The sequence below is a fragment of the Streptomyces sp. CT34 genome, from assembly GCF_000805335.1.
Taxonomy (GTDB): Bacteria; Actinomycetota; Actinomycetes; order Streptomycetales; family Streptomycetaceae; genus Streptomyces.
The window spans coordinates 140,583-157,821 of record NZ_KN708638.1 but is presented as its reverse complement, the minus strand read 5'-3'; the positions used below and the strand labels follow the sequence as shown (position 1 = coordinate 157,821).

The 17,239-nt window shown below is 71.8% G+C and carries 12 protein-coding genes; 3 read left to right on the top strand and 9 right to left on the bottom strand.

What is annotated here, in order from left to right:
* On the bottom strand, nucleotides 1-4,506 hold a 4,506-nt coding region (locus RZ84_RS34880), incomplete at its 3' end, for a non-ribosomal peptide synthetase (RefSeq protein ID WP_198539921.1).
* Nucleotides 4,507-4,733: 227 nt separating this feature from the next.
* Nucleotides 4,734-5,126 carry a DoxX family protein gene (locus tag RZ84_RS00785; protein ID WP_241777482.1) on the bottom strand — a complete coding sequence of 131 codons (393 nt, stop codon included), beginning with the start codon at nucleotides 5,124-5,126 and terminating at the stop codon, nucleotides 4,734-4,736.
* A gap of 157 nt (nucleotides 5,127-5,283) precedes the next feature.
* Between RZ84_RS00785 and RZ84_RS00780 the strand changes: the two genes are divergently transcribed.
* Entirely contained in the window at nucleotides 5,284-5,481 is a 198-nt protein-coding gene (locus RZ84_RS00780; protein ID WP_198539920.1) for a hypothetical protein, read from the top strand.
* A 556-nt stretch (nucleotides 5,482-6,037) separates the two neighbouring features.
* Complete coding sequence (locus tag RZ84_RS00775) at nucleotides 6,038-6,256, top strand: hypothetical protein (protein ID WP_043262697.1); 219 nt, start codon at nucleotides 6,038-6,040, stop codon at nucleotides 6,254-6,256.
* A gap of 119 nt (nucleotides 6,257-6,375) precedes the next feature.
* Here the strand turns inward: RZ84_RS00775 and RZ84_RS00770 are convergent, their stop codons facing one another.
* From RZ84_RS00770 to RZ84_RS00740, 7 genes are all read right to left on the bottom strand, one after another.
* Nucleotides 6,376-7,857: a hydrogenase large subunit gene (locus RZ84_RS00770; protein WP_043262696.1), complete on the bottom strand. Its 1,482-nt coding sequence runs from the start codon at nucleotides 7,855-7,857 to the stop codon at nucleotides 6,376-6,378.
* Nucleotides 7,858-7,862: 5 nt separating this feature from the next.
* Nucleotides 7,863-9,560, bottom strand: a complete 1,698-nt coding sequence (locus tag RZ84_RS00765; RefSeq protein WP_241777481.1) for a proton-conducting transporter transmembrane domain-containing protein — start codon at nucleotides 9,558-9,560, stop codon at nucleotides 7,863-7,865.
* Nucleotides 9,560-10,252, bottom strand: coding sequence for a hypothetical protein (locus tag RZ84_RS00760; protein ID WP_043262695.1), 693 nt, complete (start codon nucleotides 10,250-10,252; stop codon nucleotides 9,560-9,562). Before RZ84_RS00760 ends, RZ84_RS00765 begins: the two co-directional genes overlap by 1 nt.
* Entirely contained in the window at nucleotides 10,249-11,205 is a 957-nt protein-coding gene (locus tag RZ84_RS00755; RefSeq protein ID WP_043262694.1) for a respiratory chain complex I subunit 1 family protein, read from the bottom strand. Before RZ84_RS00755 ends, RZ84_RS00760 begins: the two co-directional genes overlap by 4 nt.
* Nucleotides 11,206-11,257: 52 nt before the next feature.
* Nucleotides 11,258-13,357: a proton-conducting transporter transmembrane domain-containing protein gene (locus RZ84_RS00750; protein WP_043262693.1), complete on the bottom strand. Its 2,100-nt coding sequence runs from the start codon at nucleotides 13,355-13,357 to the stop codon at nucleotides 11,258-11,260.
* On the bottom strand, nucleotides 13,354-13,875 hold the full coding sequence (locus tag RZ84_RS00745) for an NADH-quinone oxidoreductase subunit B family protein (RefSeq protein WP_043262692.1): 522 nt from the start codon (nucleotides 13,873-13,875) through the stop codon (nucleotides 13,354-13,356). Before RZ84_RS00745 ends, RZ84_RS00750 begins: the two co-directional genes overlap by 4 nt.
* A gap of 314 nt (nucleotides 13,876-14,189) precedes the next feature.
* Nucleotides 14,190-14,549, bottom strand: coding sequence for a zinc ribbon domain-containing protein YjdM (locus RZ84_RS00740; RefSeq protein WP_043262691.1), 360 nt, complete (start codon nucleotides 14,547-14,549; stop codon nucleotides 14,190-14,192).
* 776 nt (nucleotides 14,550-15,325) lie between these two features.
* On the opposite strand from RZ84_RS00740, the gene RZ84_RS00735 reads away from it, so the two are divergent.
* Complete coding sequence (locus tag RZ84_RS00735) at nucleotides 15,326-17,227, top strand: serine/threonine-protein kinase (protein WP_241777479.1); 1,902 nt, start codon at nucleotides 15,326-15,328, stop codon at nucleotides 17,225-17,227.
* The last annotated feature ends 12 nt before the right edge of the window (nucleotides 17,228-17,239 follow it).

Here is a 17,239-nt window from a genome sequence, read left to right as displayed (position 1 = left end):
GCCCCGCCGCACCGGCCGGTGCGGTTCGCGGACGAGCTCGCCGACAAGCCGGGTGAACGTCTCGGCGAACCGCCGCGCGGTGTCGGTGTCGAACAGGTCGGTGGCGTACTCGAGGTCGCCGGCGATCCCGGCCGGCGTGCCGTCGTCGGCGAACGTCTCGGCCAGCGTGACCGACAGGTCGAACTTCGCCGTCCCGGTGGCGTGTTCGTCCATCGCGGACACGTCGAGCCCGGGGAGTTCCAGCTCCGGCGCGGCGTTGTTCTGCAGCGTCAGCATGACGTCGAACAGCGGGTTGCGGCCCAAGACCCGTTGCGGCGCCAGCTCCTCCACGACCCGGTCGAATGGCAGGTCCTGGTGTTCCAGCGCGGCGAGGTCCGCCTCGGTCACCCGGCGCAGCAGCTCGGTGAAGCTGGGGTCGCCGGAGACGTCGGCCCGCAGCACGAGCGTGTTCACGAAGAACCCGACGAGGTCGGCCAGCGCGTCGTCGGTGCGCCCGGCGACCGCCGTGCCCACCGGGATGTCCGTCCCGGCGCCCATCCGGTGCAGCCAGGCGGACAGCGCGGCGTGCAGCACCATGAACGTGCTCGCCCCGTGCGCCGCGGCGAGCGCGGTGATCCGCTCGTGCACCGACGCCGGGAGCTCGATGCGGACGGCGTCCCCGCGGCCGCTCGGTTCGGTCGGGCGCGGGCGGTCCAGCGGCAGCGTCAGCTCCGGCAACGCGTCCAGGGTGGACTTCCAGAACGCCAACTGCCGCGCAGCGAGGCTGTCCTGATCGGACTCGTCGCCGAGCAGTTCGCGCTGCCACAGTGCGTAGTCCGCGTACTGCACCGAGAGCGCGGGGAGCGCCGGGCGGCTCCCGCGCACCCGGGCGGCGTAGTTCGCGCCCAGGTCGCGGGCCAGCGGCGCGAACGACCACCCGTCGCCGGCGATGTGGTGGATCACCAGCACCAGCACGTGCTCCTCCGGCGCGACCCGCAGCAGCCGGGCCCGCAGCGGGATCCGCCCGGCGAGGTCGAACCCGTGGGCGGACTCCGCGCGGACGCGCCCCTCCAGCCCGTCGCGGTCCACCTCCTCGACGGGCAGTTCCACGCCCGCCGCCGGCAAGACGCGCTGGTACGGCCCGGATCCGTCGTCCACGACGACCGTGCGCAGCGCCTCGTGCCGGGCCACCAGGTCCTCCAGCGCGCCGCGCAGCGCGTCGACGTCCAGCCGGCCCTCCAGCCGCAGCACGACCGGCATGTGGTACTCGGCGCTGTCCGGGTTGAGTCGGTGCAGGAACCACAGCCGGCGCTGCGCGGACGACAGCGGCGGCCGTTCCGGGCGTTCCGCCCGGCGCGGCACCGGGCGCCGGGTGGTCGCCTCGGGCCCGGTGCCGGCGTCCCGCCCGATCCGGGCGGCCAGCCGCGCCGGGGTCGGCGACTCGAACAGCGTCCGGATGCTGACCTCCACCCCCAGCGCCGAGCGGATCGCGCCGACGAGCCGGGTCGCCAGCAGTGAGTGCCCGCCGAGCGCGAAGAAGTCGTCCTCCACCCCGGCGGACGGCACCCCCAGGGTCTGGGCGAACAGCTCGCACAGCACGCGCTCGACGCGGTCCGCCGGTTCCCGGCCCGGGCCGGAAGTGGCCGGTTCCGGCAGCCGGTCGCGGTCGAGCTTGCCGTTCGCGGTCAGCGGCAGCTCCGCGAGCGCGACGACGGCCTGCGGCAGCAGGTACTCCGGCAGCCGCGCGGCCAGCGCCGCCCGCACCGCGTCGGTGTCCACGGTGGACGGAGTGACGTACCCGAGCAGCCGGCGGTCGGTGTCGTCGTTGCCGCGTACCGCCACCGCGGCCCGGGACACCTCCGGCCGCGCGGCCAGCGCGGCCTCCAGCTCGCCGGGCTCGACGCGGTGCCCGCGGATCTTGACCTGGTCGTCGGCGCGCCCGACGAACTCCAGCGCCCCGCCCGCCCTGCGGCGCGCCAGGTCGCCGGTGCGGTACATCCGGCTGCCGTCGGCGCGGAAAGGGTCGGCGGGGAAGCGTTCCGCGGTCAGCGCGGGCCGGTCGTGGTAACCGCGGGCCAGGCCCGCGCCCGCGAGGTACAGCTCGCCCGGCACGTCGGCCGGCACCGGCCGCAGCGCCGCGTCGAGGACGTAGGCCGCGGTGCCGCGCACGGCGGTGCCGATCGCCGGCTCGGCGACCGCGTCCAGTCGCGCGATGACGGAGTCGACGGTGGCCTCCGTGGGTCCGTAGAAGTTGAAGGCCAGCAGCCCCGGCGTCCCGGCGAGCTCGCGCCACAGCTCCGGATCGACGGGCTCCCCGCCGACGTGCACCACCGACGGCCTGTGCGGGCCGTCCAGCAACCCGGCATCCAGCATCTGACGCAGGTAGGAGGGGGTCGTCCCGAGCACGTCGACCCGCTCGCGGGCCAGGTAGTCCACGCACTCCTGGGGGTCCCGGCGCACGGCGTCGTCCAGCATCAGCAGCTCGTGCCCGGCCACCAGCCACAGCACGGCGTCCCACCACGCGTCGAACGCCGTACCGGCCAGGTGCACCACCCGCAGCGGGCGCCCGGCCGCCTCCACGGCCGGGCCGAACACGGTCTCTACGTGCTGGGCGAACAGGTTCGCCAGCGAGCCGTGCTCGATCACGACGCCCTTGGGGCGCCCGGTGGACCCCGAGGTGTAGACGACGTAGGCGGGATCGCCGGGACGCAGCGGGCGGACGCGGTCGGCCTGACCCGGCGCGTCCCCGCAGTACGACGCCAGCTCGGCGGCGAGCTCCGGACCGTCCAGCGGCAGCGTCGCGGTGCCGTGCGGGAGCAGCCCGGCCTGATCGGCGGTGGCGAGCACGACGGCCGGGCGGGCGTCGGCGACCAGGTAGGCGAGACGGTCCGTCGGGTAGGCGGGGTCCAGCGGGAGGTAGGCCGCACCGGCCTTGCTGACCGCGAGCAGCGCGGTGATCGTGCCGGCGGTGCGACCCGCCACGACCGCGACCGTGTCCCCGGGACCGATCCCGCGATGGATGAGCGCCCGCGCGAGCCGGCTCGACCGGGCGTCCAGCTCGGCGGCGGTCAGCGACTCCGCGTCGTCGCGCAGCACCGGCGCGTCCGGGGTCGCGGCGACCCGGTCGGCGAACAGCTCGGGCAGCGTGGCGGGTTCGGCCGGCGCGGTCGGCTCCGGGAGCGACGCGCGGCGCTCCGCGTCGTCCAGCAGCTCCAGATCGCCGACGCGTACGCCCGGGTCGGCCGCGACGGACCGCAGCACGCGCAGGAACCGCGTCGCGTGCCCGCCGAGCTCCGCGGTGGAGTACCGCCGCGGGTTGGCGTCCAGGTCGAGGCGCAGGCCGGAGGACAGGCGCTGGACGACGCACGACAGGTCGTCGACCGGACCGACCCCGAGGTTGTGCACGGTCGCACGGTGCGAGCCGAAGTCGAAGTGGTCGTCGTAGGGCAGGACGTTGATGCTCGGACCGTGCAGCGGCGCCGACCGGGATATCCCGAGGTCGCCGCGCAGGTCCTCGGCGCGGTAGCGCTGGTGCCGCAGCGCCTCGCGGATCTCCGCCGACGCCCTGCGCACCAGCTCGTCCACGGTCACGTCGGGTGTGACGGCCAGCCGCAGCGGCAGCACGTTGGACAGCATTCCCGGGGTCACGCGGGACGTGGCGGACCGCCGCGCGGTCACCGGCAGCCCGAACACCACGTCCCGGTCCCCGGTCATGCGGTGCAGGTAGGCCGCGAAGCACGCGACGACCAGCGTCGGCAGACTGGTGCCCAGCTCCCGCGCGATGGCCTGCAGCCGCACCGCCTCGTCGGCGGGCAGGTCGTCGCTGTGCCGCAGGCAGTGGTCGGCCATCGGCGCGGTGCTCTCGGTGAGCATGGTCGCCACCGGGCGGTCGGCCAGTCGCGCGCGCCAGAACTCGGCGTCGGCGGCGAACTGCTCGGAGCCGCGGTACTCGTCCTCCTCGGCCAGCAGCTCGCGGAGCGTGCCGAAGAACCGGTCACCGGGCTGCTCACCTGCCTCCAGGGCGCGGTAGAGCTCGGCGGTGCGGGCCACCACGATCGACGCGCCGTAACCGTCCAGGACCAGGTGGTGGACCCGCTGGTACACCAGGAACCGCTGGTCGGCCAGGCGCAGCGCGGCCACCGTGAACAGCAGGCCGCGGACCGGGTTGATCGGGCTCGCGAGGTCGCCGCGCATCCAGTCGACCGCCGCGGCCAGCGGGTCGGCCTCCGCACGCAGGTCGACGACCCGCAGCGACCAGTCGTCCAGCCGGTCCAGCACCTGCAGCGGCTCGTCGCCGTGCTCGACGAACCGCGCGCGCAGCGCGTCCGACTCCTCAAGGACCCGGCGGAAGGCCCGTTCGAGCAGAGCCACGTCCAAGTCGCCGCGGATATCCAGGTAGTGCGCGATGTTGAACATCGGGTTGTCCGGCTCCAGGCGCTGGCCGTACCACACGCCGCGCTGCGCCGCGGACATCCGCACCGTGCGGACATCTGACTTTCGTGCCTTGTGGGCACCCAAGTCACTCATGAGCTAACCGCTTTCACATAGATCATCTGGATCCCCAACGGGCGGGGCGTTGTCTGAGAGGCCATGACTCAGCTCGTCAACCGCCGCTCGGCGGTGGGTCTCACCGCAGGGGCCGGTGACGGTTTCCGTTTCTGCTGCGGTGGACTGGCGCTGACACCAGCCCGCCGCACTGACTCACAACCAGGCATGTCAGGCCGCGTCCGCCTCCGCCGGCGCAGGAACGCGAACTAGAACGCGAAGGGACACGGGCTGAACCAGCCCCAGGCCACGACGGCGGCCAGCGCGAGGAGCACCAGATTCACGATGACGAACCGGGCTTCCCCGCGGCGGCCGTGGACGATCGCGGCGCCCAGCATGAGTCCGGCCAGGCCGAGCGCAGACACAGGTATCAGCACCGGTGCAACGCCCAACACGGCCGGCAGGATCAAACCATCCAGGCCGCCGATGACCTTGATCGCGCCAGGCGCGAAATCGTCAGCCCAGCCCATGCCGGAGGCGGCCAGTTTCCCTCTTGACTGTCCGACCTTCATCAACCCGGCACCGAGAAATGTGACCGCGAGCACGCTCGTGATGACCGACAAGACGACGTACACCGAGCTCCAGCCCTTCTGCAACTTCAACCTTGAAGTCAAAGCTAGCCGCGATTACTTGAATCGTCAACCAAAGTATCCGAGTCGATCACTTCAACAGTTGAGTTACGCTGGCTACCTGGAGACGCCGCAGCAGCCCCGCTGGCTCACCGGTGAGGAGATGTAGACCTGGCTCGCACTCACCAGCTTGTTGCTCAAGCTGCCGACCGCCCTGGATGCCCAGTTGCACCGCGACGCCGGGGGCACCCACTTCGAGTACGGGGTCCTGGTGAACCTGTCCGAGGCACCAGAGCACACCCGGCGGATGAGCGAGCTGGCGGCGGTCACCAACGGATCGCTGTCCGTTGCTTGGGGGTGCGTACACGGGAGCCGGGTATCGCTGTGATGGGAATCTTGTGCAGGTCGAGGATCCGAGCTGACCCGGGTTGTGGAGAGTCCGGTGATCTTGTGTCAGGTGGACTGCGGGGGTGTTCCTGGCTTCGCCGGAAGTCGCGTTCGTACTCGGCGGGCGGTACGTAGTCGAGCGCGGGGTGCAGGCGCTCCTCGTCTTACCACGTGACCCACTGGAAGATCGCCCGCTCGACCTGTTCGATGCCGGTCCAGGGGTCTTGCATCTCGATCAGCCCGGCCTTGAAGGTGCCGTTCAGCGTCTCGGCCACCGCGTTGTCGTACGAGTCGGCAACGGAGCCGGCCGACGTGGAAAAACTCAGCCTTGGCTTGATACAGCGGAACCAGCACGGAAATCCTCAATCGCTTCACATACGGCCCGCCGCGGGCGGGGCCACACCTCAAAAGTCGTGCCCGCGGTTACGTACGGGTACGACCGATACAGGATGTAGCTGATTGCTGATTTTCGTGATTCACGTTGTTGCTGCACCGCTGCTGGAGGCGTGTGACGATGGGGCTCGCGCGAGAGGGCCGGTCGGAGCGAGGATGAGGCTATGACCGACGGCGCGCCTGTGGTGGTGCACCCGCCCATGACCGATGGTGGCAGGCAGGTGACCATCCGAGGTGAGCGCATGGGCACGGCGTACCACCTGCTCGACCTGATCGAGCTCCTGCGATGCGCAGACCTGCCGAAGACCGATACGGCGATCGACGACCCGGAGCTGATCGATTGGCGCGGAGGCGGGCCTGACGTGTGGAATGTCGCGCGGTAGGGGACTGGCACCCCGAGAGAGTTTCGACGGCGCCGGATGCGGCCGCATGCTCTGCCCGCTTCAGCTGCCCCCGCTCCCGGAACGCGGGCGGCATCGGGCTCGGCCCGGCCATCGACAGGTCACAGGTCGTTTCCCGCGTAGGAGAGGTTGAAGCTCTTGTTGGTCAGTGGGAAGTCCGGGACGATCGTGTCCGCCAACGCTACTGGTAGCGCGGGCCAGTTGAAGAAGGACGGGTCGACCGGCTTGACCCGGGCCAGGGTGCCGTCCGGGGCGATTTCGATTCGGGTGGCGATGGTGCCGCGCCAGCCCTCCACCAGTCCCACACCCGTACGGGGGCCCGATTCCGACGTCGGCTGGAGTACCGGCGCCCCCGCAGGGGGCTGAAGCCCGTCGGCGAGCTGCTCGATCAGGGCGAGGGAGGCGTCGATCTCCTCGGCGCGGACCAGGAAGCGGGCCAGCACGTCGCCGCTGTCGTGCACGGGGACGTCGAGGTGGAGGCCGTACGGCGTGAAGGGGTGCGCGATGCGGGCGTCGGCGGGCAGGCCGCTGGCGCGGGCGACGTAGCCGAGGCAGCCGATGGCGCGGGCGGCGTCGGTTGTGAGGGCGGCGGTGCCGGTGAAGCGGTCGCGGACGGTGGAGTGGCCCAGGGCCAGGTCGATGATCTCGTGAATGTCCGCGCCGATCGCCGTGAGTCGGGCGGGGTCAGGCAGAGTGCGAAGGCCGGCACCGCCGAGGATGACGCCGCCGCGCAGCAGCCGGTGGCCGGTGATCTCGCCGTTGAGGCGCAGGAGTTGTTCGCGGATGCGCTGGGCGTGGGCGTTGAGGATGCCGTGGCCGACGTCGTTGCAGAGCATGCCGAGGTCGGCGACGTGGTTGTGGATCCGTTCCAGTTCGAGGAGCAGGGCGCGGGCGCGCTGGGCCGCGTCCGGGACTTCGGTGCCGGTGGCCTCCTCGACGGCCAGGCAGTACGCGAGGGCGTGGCCGACGGCGGTGTCGCCGCTGATGCGCTCGGCGAGTGGGAGTCCGGCGGCGGTCGAGCGGCCCTGGAAGAGCTTCTCGATGCCCTTGTGGACGAACCAGAGGCGGGCCTTGAGCCTCAGGATGGTCTCGCCGACGACCGAGAAGCGGAAGTGGCCGGGCTCGATCAGCCCGGCGTGCACCGGGCCGACGGGGATCTCGTAGACGCCGTCGCCCTCCACTTCCAGGAACGGGTAGGGGCCTTCCTGTTCGCCGAAGGCCGGCGGCGGGCCGGCGTCGGAAAGCATCGGGTACCAGCCGCGTGGCCAGTGGAAATGGCGTACCAGGCGGCGGGGGAGTGGGTGGCCGAGGGGGACGATGCCGAACAGGTCACGCATCTCGCGCTCGAACCGGCCCGCAGGAAAGGAGAGATCGGCGAGGGTGGGAACTTCGGGGCGGTCGGGGTTGAGGCGGATCTGTAGTTCGGTACGGGTGTCGGGCAGGCCGGACACGAAGACGTACACCACACGCGGTCCGGCCTCGTCGAGGTGCGCGGCGACCAGTGCGAGCCGGTGCCCGCTCTTCAGCAACTCCTCGGCCCGTGCCGGCAGTTCGGAGACATCGATGTCGTGTGTGGTGCGCATCGGTTTCAGTGGCCTCCGATCGCCTGGGCGGCGGTGTGCAGCAGGTCGGTGAGCGGACCCAGGGACACGCCCAGGGCGGCGCAGGCGGCCAGGCCGAGGGCGAGGGGCCATACGGCGGTGACCTCGGCCCCCTTGGCTTGCCTGGTTCCCTCGGCGGGCGCGGTGCTCCCAGGGGCCCCGAGTGCCGGGCCGAGCAGCATGCGCGCGGTGCGGGTGGCGAGCGCGGCGAAGGCGGCCAGGACGAGGAGGAGGGCCGTCGCCGTGGCCCAGGCAAGGCCGTTTCCGGCGCGGAAACCGGCCCGGGCGATGCCGAGTTCGGAGGCGAAGAGGCTGAAGGGCGGGAACGCCATCAGCGCCGCCACCGCGAGCCCGAACGTGCCTGCCAGTGCGGGTGTCCGGGCGAGCAGCCCGCGCACCCGGCCGATCTTGGCGGTGCCGGTCTGCTGCAGGATGCGGCCGGAGGCGCAGAACGCGACCGACTTGGCGAGACCGTGCCCGGCGATGTGCAGCAGTGCGGCAGACAGCGCGAGCGGGCTGCCGATCGCCGCGGCCAGGGCGATCAGGCTCATGTGCTCCATGCTGGAGTAGGCCAGCATCCGCTTGTAGTCGCGCTGGGCCAGCAGCGACCCCGCCGCCAACACGAGGGTGAGCAGCGCGATCCCGGCCAGCAGGATGCGGGTGAAGTCGGTACCGAGCGCTGCGTCCGCGATGACCCGGTAGCGCAGGATCGCGGCGAAGGCCACCGAGAGCAGTACACCCGACATGAGCGCGGAGACCGGTGCGGGCGCCTGGCTGTGGGCGTCCGGCAGCCAGGCGTGCAGCGGGATCAGACCGGCCTTGGCGCCGAAGCCGAGAACGACGAGGGCGACGCCGAGCCGGGTCACCGCCGGGTCGAGCCGGTCGGCGCGGGTGACAAGGGTGGGCCAGTCCAGCGCCCATGCCTCGGCGATGCCCGCCTGCCGCGCCGCGTAGTAGATCAGCACGGTGCCGAGGAAGGCGAGCGCGATTCCGGCCGAGCAGATCACCACGTACTTCCAGGCCGCCTCCACCGACGTGCGGGTGCGGCGGTGGCCGACGAGGAACGCGGTGACGATGGTGGTGGCCTCGACCGCCACCCACAGCACGCCGAGGTCGGCGGTCACCACCGCCAGACACATCGCGGACAGGAACGCCTGCACGAGGACGTGGTAGCTCCCCCAAGCTCTCGACTCCGCTCGACCAGGGGGGACCCCCGTCACGGTCCGGTCGCTCGCCCGCCCGGCGGCCCGCTCGTTCGCCAGATGGGCCGGGGCGGAGCCACCGGCGATCAGCGCGACAGCACCGACCACCAGCAGCAGCCACGCGGTCAGCGCGTCCGCACGCAGAAATCCGGAGTACGCCAGCCGTGGGCCGTCGTAGGTGACGGATTCCGCGAGCAGGCTCCCACAGGTGAGGATCACGGCAGGCGAGAGGAGACCGGCCCAGTCGGCGGCGCGCCGCGCACGGACGGGCCCTGGCACGGGGGACTGCTCCAACTCTGCTCTCCGAAGCGCCTGTTCCGAAGCCCCAGCCGGAACCGGCAGCGGCTGCCGGGCCTTCGGCGGCGCGGCGGCCACCGGTCGGCGGGTGCACAGGCCGGCCAGCGCGTACCCGCCGGCGACCACCAGCGGGACGGCTACGGGCGCGGTCAGCAGAACTGTGGCCCCTGGGAATGGATGCGGCATCACTCGTGCAGCTCCCGCAGGTCGTCGATGTCGGTCGTGCCGAACGCCTCCCGCATCCGGGTGGTGAGGATCTGCAGCACCAGTACGGCGAGCAGGACGTCGAAGGAGACGCCGAGTTCGACGATCAGCGGCACCCCGGAGGTGGCCAGGAAGGCGGTGGCGGTGATGCCGTTGTCCAGCAGCAGGAAGCCGACCACCTGGGCGAGCGCCCGCCGACGGGTCACCAGCACGAAGAAGCCGATCAGGACGACGGCCAGGCCCACCGGCAGAGCGCGGGTGGCCGGTGCCGGGGCCAGCTCGGTCAGCGGCCGGGCGACGGCGTAGGCGAGCAGGGTCAGCAGGGCCGCGGTGAGCAGTGAGGCGGCGACGTTGACCAGCGGCTGGGTCTCCCGGGTCTCGGCGCCGCCGGTGCCGTAGCGCTGCCGGTCCTTGGTGAGCGCGGCCAGGGCGCGCCGCATGAGATACGGCAGGACGCCCGCCCGGAGCACCCCGATGCCCAGGCCCACGGCGATCAGGTCCCAGCGCTGTTCGTGCGCGCCGAGCAGGACGGCGATCGCGGCGAGGGCGACGCCCTGGAGGGCGAAGACCCGGACGATCGCGGCGAGTTCGCGCCGCCACAGCACGATCACCGCTGCCAGCAGGAAGCCGCCGCACGCCTGGTCGAGGAGTTGGGTGAACAGGCCGCTGCTCATGACTCTCCGCTCATGAAGTACGAGGCGGTCACCGCGAGCAGCGCCAGCAGGAAGGACCCGGCCAGCAGTTCCGGCACACGGAACAGCCGCACCTTGGCCCAGAACACCTCGGCCGCGGCCAGCACCGCGCCCAGGACGGCCACCTTCACCACGAAGACCACCAGGGCGACCAAGAGCGCGGACCACGAGGCGTTACCGGCGATGCCCCACGGCACGAACAGCGAGGACAGCAGCCCGAGGAGCAGGGTGAGCCGCATCTGGGCGCCGAGTTCGACCAGCGCGAGGTCGGGTCCGGCGTACTCCAGCACCATCGCCTCGTGGATCATCGTCAGTTCGAGGTGAGTGGAGGGGTTGTCCACCGGGATCCGCCCGGTCTCCGCCAGCACGGCCACCGCGAGCGCGGCCGTCGCCAGCAGGCCCACCGGGGAGGCGAGACGGGCGGGCTCACGGACGGCGCCGGAGACGATGGCCGGGATGTTGGTCGTGCCCGCCGGTATCGACAGCGCGAACACCGCCACCAGGATCGTCGGCTCCACCAGCGCGGCGACCGTCATCTCCCGGGAGGCGCCCATCCCGCCGAACGCGGTGCCGGTGTCGAGGCCGGCCAGGGCGAGCGCGAGAGTACCGAGCGCGATCAGCGCGACCACCACGATGAGGTCCGCGTGCGAGCTGACCGGAGTGTCGGTGGAAAGCAGCGGGACCAGGGCGGTGGCCACGACGGTGGTGGCAACCAGCAGGGCGGGCGCGGCGCGGAAGGCGGGCCCGGTCCCTACGGGCGTGATGGGCTCCTTGCGCAGCAGCTTGCGGGTGTCGCGCCAGGGCTGGAGCACCCCGGCTCCGGCCCGGCCCTCCAGGCGGGCCCGCACCTGCCGCATCCATCCGGTCAGCAGCGGCGCCCCACCGCCGACGACGACGATCTGCCCGGCCACGGCCGCGTATCCGACAGCACTCATGGGTTCGCTCTCACCAGCCCACCGCCGGGACCAACCGGTCCACTGTCATGCCTCACCAGCCCACCGCCAGCACCAACAGCAGGACAACCAGGACGACGAAGCCATAGCCGAGATACAGGTGGACGCTGCCACCCGCCAGGCGCCGGGCGGCTCCTCCGGTCCCGGCCAGGGCCCGCAGCACCGGTCCGTACAGCCGGTGCTCGATCCGGTCGGGCACCCGGCGCTGGAAGCGCACCCGCTCCACCAGGTACGCCGACTCCCGCACCGGAGTGATGTCAAGGTCCTGCTCCGGCGCGAGGACGTCGTCGAAGACCCGCTGCAACGGCTCCGCGAACGAGGTCGCCGTGTACGCCATGCGCGGTGTCGGCGCCCCACCCCCGCAGTCCCACAGCCGGGCGTTCACACGGCGCCGGCGGCGCCCGTAGAGCCGGGGCAGCCCGACCGCCACCACGATCGCGCACGTCAGGGCGGCGACCACCCACAGCGGGGACAGCGACGCGGAGATGTCGGCGAGGCGTACCCTCAGCCCCCCGCCCGTCACCGCCCCGCTGCCCGGCAACCCAAGGGCCTCCACGGCCCGGTCGAGGCCGTCGCCCAGCAGGCCCGGCACCACCGCCAGCGCCACCGTCAGCACCGCGAGCAGGACCATTCCCGCGAGCATCAGCGGCGGCGCCTCCCTCGCCGAGCCAGCCTGCATGCTGCGGGGCCGGGCGAAGAAACCGACGCCGAGTGCCTTGACGAAGGCGGCGGCGGCGATCCCGGCAGACAGGGCGATCAACGCCACCGACAGGGGCAGGACGACCGCGACCGCGACGCCCGGCACCGCCAGCCCGTGGATCAGGGACTGCAGCAGCAGCCACTCGCTGATGAAGCCATTGCCCGGTGGCAGCGCCACCGCGCCGAGCGCGGCCAGCGCGAACAGTGCGGCGGTGACCGGCATACGGGAACGCAGCCCGCCCAGCAGGTCGAGATCGCGCAGACCGGTGGAGCGCAGGACGGAGCCGGCCGCGCAGAACAACAGCGCCTTGAACGCCGCGTGGTTGACCACGTGCAACAGCGCAGCCGCCAACGCCAGCGCGGCCAGCGGCCGGTTGCCGTAGGAAGAGAACAGCCCACAGGCCCCTACGCCGATGAGAACCAGGCCCATGTTCTCACTGGTCGAGTAGGCCAGCAGCCGCTTCAGGTCGGAGGCCATCGCGGCCTGCAGGATGCCGTAGACGGCACTGACCCCGCCGACCACGACGACCACCAGCCACCACCACACCGGACCGCCACCGAGCAGGTCGAGGCCGGTGCGGACGAGCCCGTAGACACCGAGGTTGACCATGGCAGCGCTCATCAACGCCGACACGGGGCTGGGCGCTTCGGGATGCGCGCGCGGCAGCCAGGCGTGCAGCGGCACCGCCCCCGCCTTCGAGGTGAACGCCGCCGCGACCAGCACGAACACCAGCCCGCGCACGGTCGGTGAGATGGCGTGCCCGCCCGCCCGCAGCGCGGCGAAGGTCTCTCCGCCCGCGTGCGCGGCGAACAGCGCGAACCCGGCAAGCAGCAGCACCAGGCCCAGGTGTGTCATCACCGCGTACCAGACACCGGCAAGCCGCACCGAGGCCCTCCCCCAAGCTCTCGACTCCGGTCGAGCAGGGTGGGGGTCCCTCCGGCGGTAGCTGGGGGAGTGCCCCCATCGGTGCTCTGCCAGCACCAGCAGCAACGAGGCCAGCGCCATCAGCTCCCACAGCGCCAGGAACGTCGACACCGACGCCGCCGCGGGCACCAGCACCAGGGTGAGCGCGAACAGCGGCAGCACCCCCTGCGCCGTACGCGACCCCAACCCGTGCGGACCGTGCCCGGCCGCATAGCCCATGCCATACAGCGAGACCGCGACCACGACGGCCCCGGCCACCGCCATGAACACCCCTGCCAGCGCATCCACCGCCAGATGCGCCCCGGCCAGCGGCAGCACCCAGGCAAGCGTGTCCTCCCAGCTGCCGCCGCCCAGTGCAGCCGCACCCGCCGCGCCACCGCCCACCCCCACACCCACCGTCAGTATCCCGACGACCGGGACACGCAGCCGGTACGGCAGTACGAACCCGGCAAGCACACCCGCGCCGCCCAACCCGGTGGCCGTCGCCAGGGCGGCCGGGATCACGCTCACCGCCCGGTCACTCTCCGCAGCGCCGCCACGATCGCCGCCGGCTCAGGCGGACACCCGGGCACCGCCAGGTCCACCGGTACGACATCGGAGACCGCGCCTTCGACGCCGTAACCGCCCGCGAATTCCCCGCAGTTGATCGCGCAGTCGCCCACCGCGACCACCAGCCGCGGCTCCCCGATGGCGGCCACCGTGCGCCGCAGCGGCTCCGCCATGTTCCGCGTCACCGGCCCGGTCACCAGCGCGACGTCCGCGTGCCGGGGCGAGGCCACCAGCCGTGCCCCGTACCGCTCCGCGTCGTACACCGGATTGAAGGCGGCCGCAATCTCGATCTCGCACCCGTTGCAGGACCCCGCATCGACGCACCGCACCTGCACCGACCCGCCGAACTCCCCAGCCCCCGGTGGGGCTTCACCTTCCGGACGCGGCGATGGGGGTCCCCCCTGCTCGAGCGAAGTCGAGAGCTTGGGGGACGGCTCGGCCACCCGCCCTGTGTCGCGGATCTTGCGCAGCAGGCCCATGAACCCTCCCTGACACGGTGAGGACGTGTCTGCAGGTCACCAACGAGGCACTCCGCAGCCGGAGTTACGGCACTTGTCTTGCCCTTTGCCGACTTTGACGAGGCTTTGTCGCCTCAAGACCATCCCGTCGAGCCGGGACCAGCCCGTTGAGGAGGGGCTGCGGGGCGCAGGCGACCGCCTCCCGATGCCGTAGAGCGCTGTCCGGCTCACGGGAGACGGCCGCCGATCAAGGGCCGCCGCTACGACGGCGGTTTCGCCTCCCCCTGCGCGGCCTTCAGATCGGCGAGCTACGCGCTTCCCTGGAACGCAGCGGGTCAGGCCTTCTTGACCACGCTGGATTTCAGCTGCATGGCCCCGAATCCGTCGATCCTGCAGTCGATGTCATGGCCGGCGACCCCGTCGACCAGCCGGATGTTGCGCACCTTGGTGCCCGCCTTGATACCCGACGGGCTCCCCTTGACCTTGAGGGCCTTGACGACGACCACGGTGTCGCCGTCCCGCAGCACGTTGCCGACGGAGTCCTTGACGATCCTCTCGCCGGCGGCCTCCCCGCCCTCCACGCCGCTCTCGGCGGGAACCCACTCGTGGCCGCACTCCGGACACACCACAAGGGCGTTCATCTCATAGGTGTACTCACAGGAGCACTTGGGACAAGGGGGAAGATTCTCGATCACCCCTCCAGGGTATCCCGTGTCGACATCCCCACCGAGCGTCTACGAGGCACCTCCCGCCGGCACTCGCGCGTAAACCAAGAACTATCGCGATGACTTTCACTTTCATCGACCACGTCATCGACCACGTCTACGAGGCGCTGGGCCAGGTGGTGACCGACTGAGGTCGCCCCCTCGCATAAGCAACACCCGACCACCTCCCGTCTGGAAAGTTGGTCCGCGCGGTGCGACAGCGAGCCATCCCTGCACTTTGGTCCTCCCCGATCCCGCGCCGACCAGACCTCACGGTCCAGTCATCCGCCGCTCATCGTGACGCGCGCCTCTTACAGTCCTCTTCGTGGCCGAGATCGCCCCGGCCACACACGCTCGTAGCGTTCATCGACGAGCACCGGGACCGTTTCGGCGGCGGCGCTGGCGATCTGCGCCGTGCTGTCCGCGCACGGTGTCAGCAACGCCCCGGCGCCGCTGTCCGGTGATGCCGCGACATGGTGGGGCCGCAGGTCCGTCGCGTGGCGTCGGGCAGGCTGCGGTTCCTCATCGTGCGTGGTGGAACCGCGTCCTCGGCCAAGCTCCTTACCGCGTACGGAAGTTCGGCCGTATCAATCCGTAAACGACGCTCTTGAGGGGATCCTGTGACGGTCATCCGCACGCTTCCTGGGGCTGATCGTCGCTGAGTACACTCTGGCACCCGTAAGGGACCAGGCGTGACGGTGTGGGCAGGGAGTGGGGCGGTGCCGGTGACACCGGAGGCCGGGTACAGGGTCGGGGGCCGGTATCGGTTGCAGGAGCCCATCGGCCAGGGCGGGATGGGCATCGTCTGGCAGGCCCGGGACGAACTGCTGGACCGGCGTGTGGCGGTCAAGTGCGCCCGCCCGGACGACGTCCGGGCCGCGCAGCGGCTGATGAAGGAGGCCCGCTACGCCGCGCGGCTGCACCACCCCAACGTCGTGGCCGTGTTCGACTACGTCACCGCGGGCGACGCCTGCTGGATTGTCATGGAGTACGTGCCCTCGCGCAGCCTGGCCCAGCTGGTGGCCGAGCGCGGCCCCCTCTGCCCTCAGGAGGCCGGCTCGATCGGCGGCCAGATCGCGGCGGCGCTGGCGAAGTCCCACGGCGAGGGCGTGGTGCATGGCGATGTGACACCGGAGAACATCCTGGTCACCGACGACGGTGTGGCCCGGCTGACGGACTTCGGGATCGCGCGGGCCCTGTGGAGCGAGGTCACCCAGACCGGCACGCACACCACGACGGGCACGGTGCGCGGCAAGCCCCGCTATCTCGCGCCCGAGGTGGCCAGGGGCAGGGCGGCGGACGCAAAAGCCGATGTGTTCTCCCTCGGCGCCAGCCTGTTCGCGGCGATCGAGGGCCGCTCGCCCTACGGGGAGTTCGAGCACGTCATGGGCTATCTGGCCAGAGCTCTCGAAGGGCACGTGGACCCCCCGCAGCAGGCCGGTCCGCTCACCGAACCGCTCACCGCACTCCTTGAGGTGGAGCCCGGGAAACGCCCGGACGCCGCTGAGGCACGCGCACTTCTCACGCGCGCCGCACCGCCGCCCGCGCACATTCAGCAATACGTCCAGGAGCACCTGAGCCCGGACCGGGACGCGCGGGAGACGCTGCGGCTCCGCCGGACGCTGGCCCTGCCGTCCCGCACGCTGCGGCTGGGCCGGACGATGCGCGGTCGTCGCCGGGCGCTGACGGTCACGGCGACGGCGCTGGCCGTGGCAGGCCTCGCGGTCGGTCTCGCTCTCTTCGGCCCTTGGGGTTTCGGGCACCAGGGCGGCAACGGCGCCGACGCGAAGCCCTCGGCCACGGTGCAGGCCGGCGCCATGGGCGACGCCCGGAGCGCCGACCCCTGCAAGGTGCTGGACGACGCGTCGCTGAGCCGTTTCGGACACACCGAACTCGCCCCCACCTACGGGAAGTTGAACCGGTGCGACGTACTGGTGCAGAGCTCCGGCGGGGATGAGATCGCCGACGCCGAGGTCGACCTCAGCAGCGATCTGCAGCATTTCGACAGCAGTGTGCCCGTCAGAAGGGTCGGCAATGTCGAGGTCGCGTCCCTGAAACGGGACGGGGACCAGTGCCTGCGGTTCATCACGACACCCGACCGGGGGCAGATCGTGGTCAACGGCAAACGGGAAGGCGCCGGCGCGCCCGACCCGTGCGCCCTGTCGGACGCCGCCGTCGACCACGCGGTCACGGTGCTGGACCAGGGCCCGGTGCCCCGGCGTTCGGCGGCCTGGCCGGCCAACTCCCTGGGCCGGCTGGACGCCTGCGCTCTGCTGGATCCGGCCGTGCTCAAGAAGGTGCCCGGCCTTCAGCAGCGGCCGACGGATCGCGGTTTCGCCGACTGGACGTGCGACTGGGCGAGCCCGGATGGCCAACGCGCCTACGTGCAGCTGCAGTTCACGCAGGACAACGACCTGTCGGACAACGGACAGCCCGCGCAGATCGCCGGAACCGCCAGCCACGTCGCCCCCAAGGAGGAGGGGGACGACAGCTGCGTCGTCTACACACCGCACCGCACGTTCACGGACTCCGTCGGCGGCCGGACCATCGAGCTGTTCCGGCTGACCCTGCGGGAACAGGGGCAGCCGAACGCCACGGTGTGCGCCGGCGCCGAGGCGCTCGCGGGCGCCGCCGTGCAGAACATCGCGAAGAGTATGCCCGGGAAGTGAGACGGTCCGGAA